Source organism: Nocardia sp. NPDC006044 (genome assembly GCF_042871115.1).
Classification (GTDB): Bacteria; Actinomycetota; Actinomycetes; order Mycobacteriales; family Mycobacteriaceae; genus Nocardia.
In genome coordinates this window covers 1,153,546-1,161,719 of sequence record NZ_JBIAID010000004.1, presented here as the reverse complement: position 1 = coordinate 1,161,719, position 8,174 = coordinate 1,153,546, and the positions used below count along the sequence as shown (strand labels likewise).

The 8,174-nt window shown below is 67.5% G+C and carries 5 protein-coding genes; 1 reads left to right on the top strand and 4 read right to left on the bottom strand.

The features are described 5' to 3' along the window. Positions 1-507: 507 nt before the first annotated feature. From ACFYO1_RS36395 to ACFYO1_RS36380, 4 genes are all read right to left on the bottom strand, one after another. Positions 508-1,503 carry a TAXI family TRAP transporter solute-binding subunit gene (locus ACFYO1_RS36395; protein WP_387241616.1) on the bottom strand — a complete coding sequence of 332 codons (996 nt, stop codon included), beginning with the start codon at positions 1,501-1,503 and terminating at the stop codon, positions 508-510. Positions 1,504-1,733: 230 nt separating this feature from the next. After that, entirely contained in the window at positions 1,734-2,729 is a 996-nt protein-coding gene (locus ACFYO1_RS36390) for a TAXI family TRAP transporter solute-binding subunit (RefSeq protein ID WP_387241613.1), read from the bottom strand. After that, positions 2,726-4,753, bottom strand: coding sequence for a TRAP transporter permease (locus tag ACFYO1_RS36385; protein ID WP_387241610.1), 2,028 nt, complete (start codon positions 4,751-4,753; stop codon positions 2,726-2,728). Before ACFYO1_RS36385 ends, ACFYO1_RS36390 begins: the two co-directional genes overlap by 4 nt. An 88-nt stretch (positions 4,754-4,841) precedes the next feature. After that, the gene (locus ACFYO1_RS36380; protein WP_387241607.1) at positions 4,842-5,825 is read right to left on the bottom strand and encodes a helix-turn-helix transcriptional regulator; all 984 of its coding nucleotides are present in this window, start codon (positions 5,823-5,825) and stop codon (positions 4,842-4,844) included. A gap of 62 nt (positions 5,826-5,887) precedes the next feature. Here ACFYO1_RS36380 and ACFYO1_RS36375 point away from each other — a divergent pair, with 62 nt between their 5' ends. Beyond that, on the top strand, positions 5,888-8,173 hold the full coding sequence (locus ACFYO1_RS36375) for an ATP-binding cassette domain-containing protein (protein WP_387241604.1): 2,286 nt from the start codon (positions 5,888-5,890) through the stop codon (positions 8,171-8,173). Position 8,174: the final 1 nt, after the last annotated feature.

Sequence of the window (8,174 nt, the reverse complement as noted above, 5' to 3'; positions counted from 1 at the left end):
CAGAACAATCTAACTAGAGTCCGAAAACCTAGCAAAACAAAACACCAGCAAAAAGTATTTGCTGACAAAAATGTCCGATCCCCTCAACCGGGGGGCATGAGGAATCGGAACCAATAAAAAATTGGCACTGACATTCATCGACACACTATTGAGTTCTCAAAGAACACACGCACACACCACTTAGCGGGCTTGGCCCGATCGGTCGGTGAGGCAACTTTTACAGCTTAGCGCAACCATGAACCCGAGGTAAAATCGGGGTACCGGTCTTGCCAGTGTGAGCGTCAGGCGCTCCTCGTACTACCTCGTTTCCCGGTCCTCCGCTCAGCGTTTCCGCTGGGCTTCTCGGCTCCGGGTCGGTGTCCGTGTCGCTCTGACTCGAACTAAGTTACGTGTCGCAGAACGCCACGTCAAATCCCCTGGGCAGCCCGAGAATTCGCAGGTCAAGGCCCCTGACATCGGCCGAAGATCGGTGCGAGTCACACGAATGTGACTCAGGCCACGAAGACTTCAGTTGGCCAGCGCGTGCTGTGCCCCGCGGTGCAGCGGGACCGGGTTCGTCTCCCGTGCGGCGTCCCGCACGATCCCCTTGGCCGCGGCATTCGCCTGTTCCAACTGAGGTTTCCGATCGAACAGCGCCTTCGTCAGCACGCACGCGACATCGGCATCCAGGTTGTCCCGAACCAGCAGCACGTTCGGTACGACAATGGACGGCACGTCTTCCGGCAGTCCATAGGTCGCGGCGGGGATGGCACCCAACTCGTAGACCGGGTTCAGGATCCGCATGCCGGCCAGCTGCTCGGAGGTGTCGATGAAACGGAACTTGTCCCCGCCCGACTTGAACAACTCCGTGAGCCCCGGCGTCGGCAGACCGCCGGTGAAGAACAGTGCGTCGAGCGAGCCGTCCTTCATCCCGGCGACGGCCTTGGTCAGATCCAGACGGTTGACCGCGATATCGCTGTCCGGGTTCAGCCCACCGGAGCGCAGGATGCGCCGTGCCAGCATCTCCGTCCCGGACTTCGGCGATCCGGTCGACACCCGCTTACCCCGCAGGCCGGCGATGGAGGTGATGCCGGAGTCGGCCCGAACGACCACCTCGGTATAGCTGGGGTACAGCCGCGCCAACGCCTGCACCGGCTGCTTGTCCCCGTCGAAGGTGCCGATGCCGAGCACCGCGTCGGCCGCGGTATCGGTCTGCGCGAACGCCACCTGATACTTGCCTGCCACCAGGTCCTGAATGTTCTGCACGGACGCCATCGTCTCCGCGGCGGTGGCCGTCACTCGACCGTCGGTGGCCAGCGCGATCTGATCCGCGTAGGCGATCCCCAGCGCGGCGAACACGCCGGTCGCGTTGCCGGTGGCGATATCGAGCTTGGTGCCCTGCTTCACCTCGCAGGTGACCGGAGCGCCCGAGTCGGTCGGCGGCCCGTCCTGGCGCGGCCCGCAGCCGGCGACGAACCCCGCCGATACCGACACCACGGCAATAGCGATGGCCACTCTTCTCATCTCGTCCTCCCTGAGCGGGCCGAACGACCACACCGGCCGCGACCAACCCGCTCGCCCACCAAACTCGACGCCCGTGCGGGCAGCTCCACCTCGTCCACCGCGACCGCGGACGACGGAGTCCAACGGCGATGGCAGACAAGGCGTGACGATATCAACGCCATCCGCTCAGCTAATGAAAAACGTTGGTATCCGGTCGATTTTCCACCGAGCAGCAAAGCGGCAGCGGCTGCCTACTTGGTCAGGGCGTGGTCGGCGCCGCGGTTCAGCGGGACCGGGTCGGTCTTGCGGGCGTTGTCCCGGGAGATGTCCTTGGCGGCGGAGTTCGCCTGTTCCAGTTGAGGTTTGCGATCGAAAAGAGCCTTGGTGAGGACGCAGGCGAGGTCGGCGTCGAGGTCGTCGCGGACCAGCAGGACGTTGGGGACGACGATGGTCTTCGCGTCGGCGGACAGGCCGTAGGTGGCGGCGGGGATGGTGCCCGCCTCGTAGACGGGGCTCAGCTTGCGCATGGCGGGCAGCTGGTCGGTGAGGTCGAGGAAGCGGACCTTGTCCTTGGCCGAGGTGAACAGGTCGGTGATGCCCGGGGTGGGCAGGCCGCCGGAGAAGAACATGGCGTCGATCGAGCCGTCCTTCATCCCGTCGACGGTTTTGGTGAGGTCGAGGCGCTGAGCGGAGACGTCGCTGTCGGGATTCAGGCCGGCGGCCTGCAGGACGCGCTGGGCGATGACCTCGGTGCCCGACTTGGGCGAGCCGGTGGACACGCGCTTGCCGCGCAGGTCGGCGACGGAGTTGATGCCGGAGCCGGTGCGGGCGACCACCTGGGTGTAGTTCGGGTAGAGCCGCGAAAGCGCCTGCACCGGTTGCTTTTTGCCGTCGAAGCTGCCGACGCCGAGCACGGCGTCGGCGGCGGTGTCGGCGAGTGAGAACGCCACCTGGTAGGTGCCCGCGACGAGCTGCTGGATGTTCTGCACGGACGCGCCGGTTTCCGCCGCGGTCGCCTTCACCTTGCCGTTGGTGGCCTGGGAGACCTGGTCGGCGTAGGAGTTGCCGAGCGCGAAGTACACGCCGGTCGCGTTGCCGGTGGCGATGCCGACCCTGGTCTCCTGCCGCACCTCGCAGGTGATCGCGCCGCCCGCGTCGTGATGCGGCGCGTCTCGACGCCCCCCGCACCCGGTCAGCAGTCCGGCCGATACCGCGGTGACGGCGAAAACTACGGCGACTCTTCTCATGTCGTCCTCCTTCGAGCGAGCAGAGTGATCCCGACGGCCGCGGCGAGCGCGACCATTCCGGCGATGAGCGCGCCGGTCTCCAGGTACAGCAGCAACAGGCCGCCGATCCCGGCCAGCGCTCTGGCCGGTGGTTTCGCCGGACCGACGCCGAGGATCCAGCCGCCGGTGGCGATCGCGAGGCCGGCGACCCCTACACAGGCGACGACCGTCGTCCACAGGATGCCCAGCACGGGACCGCGGCCGAGCAGATATTCGCCGGGTTCGGTGAGCACGAACACGACCGGAACCAGGAACGCGGGCAGCGCGTATTTCAGCGCCTGCCACATGGTCGGCACGGTGCGCGCGCCGGTGACCGCGGCGGCGCCGACCGCGGCCAGCGCCGTCGGCGGCGTGACCTCGGAGAGCACGGAGTAGTAGAAGACGAACATCGCGGCGGCCGGCGGCGGCACGTCGAGCGCGAGCAGCGCGGGTCCGATGATCGCCCAGCCGATGATGAACGACGCGGTCACCGGCACCGCCAGGCCGAGCAGGGCGAGTGCGATCGCGGCGAGCACGACCGTGCAGGCCAGCACCACGGTGTGGTTGTCGGACATCGACTTCGCCGCGCGCACCAGCAGGGCGGCGAGCTGTGCGCCGAGGCCGGTCTTGGTGGTCATGGCGGTGATCACGCCCGCCGAGGCACACACCGCGACCACCGGCAGCGCGGCCCGCACACCGCTGCCGATCGCGTGGAACACGCGTCGCGGTGACAGTGCGGTCTCGCGAGTGCGCGGGTCGAAGAAGGCGAGGACGAACGCCAGGCCGGTCGCGTACACGACGGACTTGGTGGCGCTGACGTCGAGCAACAGCAGCACGACGATCGCGATCAGCGACAGGAAGTGGTAGCCGAAGCGCAGCAGCAACCGCCACGCCGAAACTCCGTCGGTCTCCACCGGTTCGGTGCCGAGCCTGCGCGCATCGATCTCGACGGCGAGCAGGATTCCGAGGTAGTAGAGCAGCGTCGGAATCAGCGCCCAGCCGAGCACCGTCACATACGACACCTCGAGGTACTCGGCGACGATGAACGCCGCGACACCCAGGGTCGGTGGCGAAAGAATCGCGCCGACACCGGCCGCGGCGAGCATGCCGCCCGCCTGCTCCGGCGGATAGCCGGCGCGTTTGAGGATCGGCCAGGTGACCGCGCCGATGGTCACCGCGGTCGCGGTGCCCGACCCGGATACCGTGCCGAGCAGGAATCCCGACGCCACGGCGGTGCGTCCGGCCGCACCGCGCGAGCGCCGGAACGCCGCCACCGACAGGTCGACGAAAAACTGTGCCGCGCCGGAGAATTCGAGCACCGCGCCGTACAGGGTGAACAGCACGATATAGGTGGCCGCGACATCCAGGGGCGTGCCGTAGAACCCGCTGCCCGAGTTGTAGAGCGCGTCGACGATCTGCCCGAAGTCCAGGCCCGCGTGCGCGATCGTCCAGTCCTGCGGCAGGAAACCGCCGTAGTACCCGTACGCGACGAACACCAGGCAGACCGCGACGAGCACCCAGCCCGTGGTCCGCCGGCACGCCTCCAGCACCAGGACTAGCAGCACCGCGCCCATGGCGACGTCGACGGGATCGAGCAGTCCCTGCCGATCCAAGAAGGCGTTGTATCCGCCGCCGCCGGAACCGATGGCGAACGGCAGCACCGGATAGAGGCACACGAACACGGCGGCAACGGCAAGCAGCCCGTCGAAAACGCCCGGCCCATCGCCTCGATCGAGGAACCGCACACCGGAGCGATAGGCGAGGAACACCAACGGCAGTGTCGCCGCGAGGAATACGACGAGGTAGTACTGACTGCCCTGCGGCAGCGGCCGAAAGACCTGCCACACCACCAGGATCGCGACCACGAAGGACACCGTCGCGACTATCCGCTCGGGCCATCCGGTCAGTACCCGGGCAGGCTTTTCCTCGTCATCGACCTCCAGCAACGTGGGCCGATCTTCTACGGGCGCCTCGGATTCCAGGCGATCGCCCGCCTTGTTCGACATGGCGGAACGATAGCAACGCACGACCGGTCGTATACCGGTATTGAAAACAGGCGAATCGGTCATTTTCCGATCGGGCCCGTCCTCGTCGTCAGTCCGCGCTTTCCACCTGCGGATTCCCCGCCGCGCGAAGCAGTTTCGCACCGACCTCGTGCAGCATGCGCTTCATCTCCGGCGGTTCCAGCACCTCGAATTCCACGTTCAGGTGGGCGATCCGGACGGCGGTCCACTCGAGCGAGTCGGCGCTGGTGCGGATCAGGCAGCTGTGCTCGTCGATCGGCTCGACCTCTTCCGGTCGCACCCGGAAGGTTTCGGCCAGGTGCTCGGCACGGGTGTGCGCCAGGAACACCACGTTGCGCGCCGGCCGCGAATGCGCGAGTTGCTCGGTGACGAAAGCGGCTGCGTCTTCGGCAGGCAATTCCCTTGGCGCGCACCGCACGCCGGTCGGAAACGGCGCGTCTATCCGGTCGAGGCGGAAGGTCCGCCAGTCGGCCCGATCGATGTCCCAGGCGACCAGATACCACCGGCGGCCCGCGGCGACGAGGCGGTGCGGTTCGGCGAATCGCTTGCTCTCCGCGTCGCTCTTGTCCCGATAGCGGAACCGGATCCGCTCGCCGTCCCTGGCCGCGGCGGCCAGCACGACCAGCGTTTCGGGGTCGACGCGTGGCCCGGCCGCCGGACCATCGAGCGAAACAGTCGCCGAGTCGACCGCGTCCACCCGTCCGCGCAGCCGCGACGGCAGCACCTGCTGCAACTTGACCAGCGCTCGCGCGGCCGACTCCTCGATCCCCGCGACCGAACCCTGCGCGGCGCTGCGCAACCCGAGGGTGATCGCCACCGCCTCCTCGTCGTCGAGCAGCAGCGGCGGCAGGGCGGTCCCCGCCTCCAGCCGATAACCGCCGGCCGAACCGAGGCCGGCGCGCACCGGGTACTCCAGCTCGCGCAGTCGTTCGATATCGCGACGCACCGTGCGCACGGTGACGCCGAGGCGGTCGGCCAGCTCGGGCCCGGTCCATTCGCGGCGGGTCTGGAGCAACGCCAGCAGTTGCAGCAGTCGCGCGGCGGTCTCGGTCACGGTCCCAGTATGGCTCCCAACGAGGACAGATCCTGACCTCATTGCCGCATAGCGTGGTCGTCGTGAATGCAGAGCAAGACACCATCCAGATCGTCGGTGCCCGGGAGAACAACCTGCGCAACATCACGCTGGAGATCCCGAAGGGCAAGATCGTGGTCTTCACCGGGGTGTCCGGTTCGGGGAAATCGTCGATCGTGTTCGGCACGGTCGCGGTCGAGTCGCAGCGTCAGCTCAACGAGACCTACACCTGGTTCATCCGCAATCGGCTACCGAAGTACGAGCGGCCCGAGGCGGACGCGATCGACAACCTGGCCCCCGCGGTGGTCGTCGATCAGCGGCCGATCGGCGGCAACTCGCGGTCCACCGTGGGCACCATGACCGACATCCAGTCGATCATCCGGGTGCTGTTCTCCCGGCACAGCGAGCCGAGTGCCGGTGAGGCGACCAGCTATTCGTTCAACGACCCGCTCGGCATGTGCCAGGAGTGCGGCGGCCTGGGGCATGTGGTGCGGCCGGACCTGGACAAGCTGCTGGACACCGGCAAGTCGCTCAACGAGGGGGCGATCACGTTCGCGCCGTTCGCGATCGGCACGTTTCAGTGGCAGCTCTACGCGCAGTCGCAGCTGTTCGATCCGGACAAGCCGTTGCGCGAGTTCAGCGCCGAGGAATGGCAGCTGTTCCTGCGCGGCAACGGCTTCCGGGTACCGCGGCCGAACAAGACCGGCGGCATGGGGTCCAATGCGTACGAGGGGCTGCTCGAACGGTTCGATCGGCTCTACATCAAGCGGGATCTGGACTCGCTCTCGGACAAGAATCGGGCGGCGGCGAAAGCGGTGGTGACCGAGGAGATCTGCCCGTCCTGCGGCGGTGCGCGGTTGAGTGCGGCCGCGCTGGCCAGCCGGATCGACGGACTCGGCATCGCCGACTACGGCCGGTTCGAGGTGTCGGATCTGATCGAGGTGCTCGGCGCGATCGACGATCCGATGGCCGCGGTGATCGCCGGCGCCGCCGTCGAACGGCTGCGGCGGATCGAGGAGGTCGGGCTCGGCTACCTCTCGCTGGACCGGGAGACCTCGTCGCTGTCCGGCGGTGAGGCGCAGCGGCTGAAAGTCGTCCGGCACCTGGGCTCGAGCCTCACCGGCATGACCTACATCTTCGACGAGCCGAGCGTCGGCATGCACCCGCGCGACGTCGGCCGGTTGAACAATCTGCTGATCCAGTTGCGGGACAAGGGAAACACGGTGCTGGTGGTCGAGCACTCCCCCGACGTCATCCAGATCGCCGATCAGGTGGTGGACATGGGTCCCGGTGCGGGCGCGCACGGCGGACAGGTCGAGTTCCAGGGCACGGTCGACAAACTGCGGGCCTCCGGCACTGTGACCGGGGAGTTGCTGCGCCGGGTGCGGCCGGTCAAGAACGTCACGCGCACGCCCACCGGGTGGCTCACCGTTTCCGACGTGGCGCTGCACAACTTGAAGAACGTCACCGCGCGGTTCCCGACCGGTGTTCTCACCGCGATCACCGGGGTGGCGGGCTCGGGCAAGAGCACCCTGGTCTCCGGGGCGTTCCTGGCCGCGCACCCGGACGCGATCGCGGTGAGCCAGGCCGCGATTCACGCGTCGCGGCGCTCCAGCCCGGCCACCTACATCGGGATCATGGATCCGATGCGGCAGTTGTTCGCCAGGGAGCACGGCGTGCAGCCGGGCCTGTTCAGCTTCAACTCCGCGGGCGCGTGCGCCGAATGCGGCGGCGCGGGCGTCATTTTCACCGATCTGGCCTACATGGATCCGATCACCACCGTGTGCCAGACCTGTCACGGCCGCCGATTCCGGCCGGAGGTGCTGCACTACACGGTGCGCGGCGCGTCCATCGCCGACGTGCTGGACATGACCGCCGAGCAGGCCCTGGACTTCTGGGACGGCAACGCCGACAGCAAGATCCGCACGCCGTTGCGGTCGCTGACCGAGGTCGGGCTCGGCTATCTGACCCTGGGCCGTTCGCTCAGCTCGCTGTCGGGCGGTGAACGTCAGCGGATCAAGCTGGCCGATCATCTGCACCGCAGTGGCGGCGTCTATGTCCTCGACGAGCCGACCACCGGCTTGCACATGGCCGATGTGGACACGTTGATGGCGCTGCTGGACCGGCTGGTCGACGCGGGCAACACGGTGATCGTCATCGAGCACGACCTGGACGTGGTCAAGCGCGCGGATTGGGTGATCGACCTCGGCCCGGACGGGGGCAAGCACGGCGGCGAGATCGTGTTCACCGGAACGCCGGCCGCGATGCTCGCGGACGAGAACTCGATCACCGCCGACTACCTGCGGCGCAGCCTGACCGACGCGGCGTAGG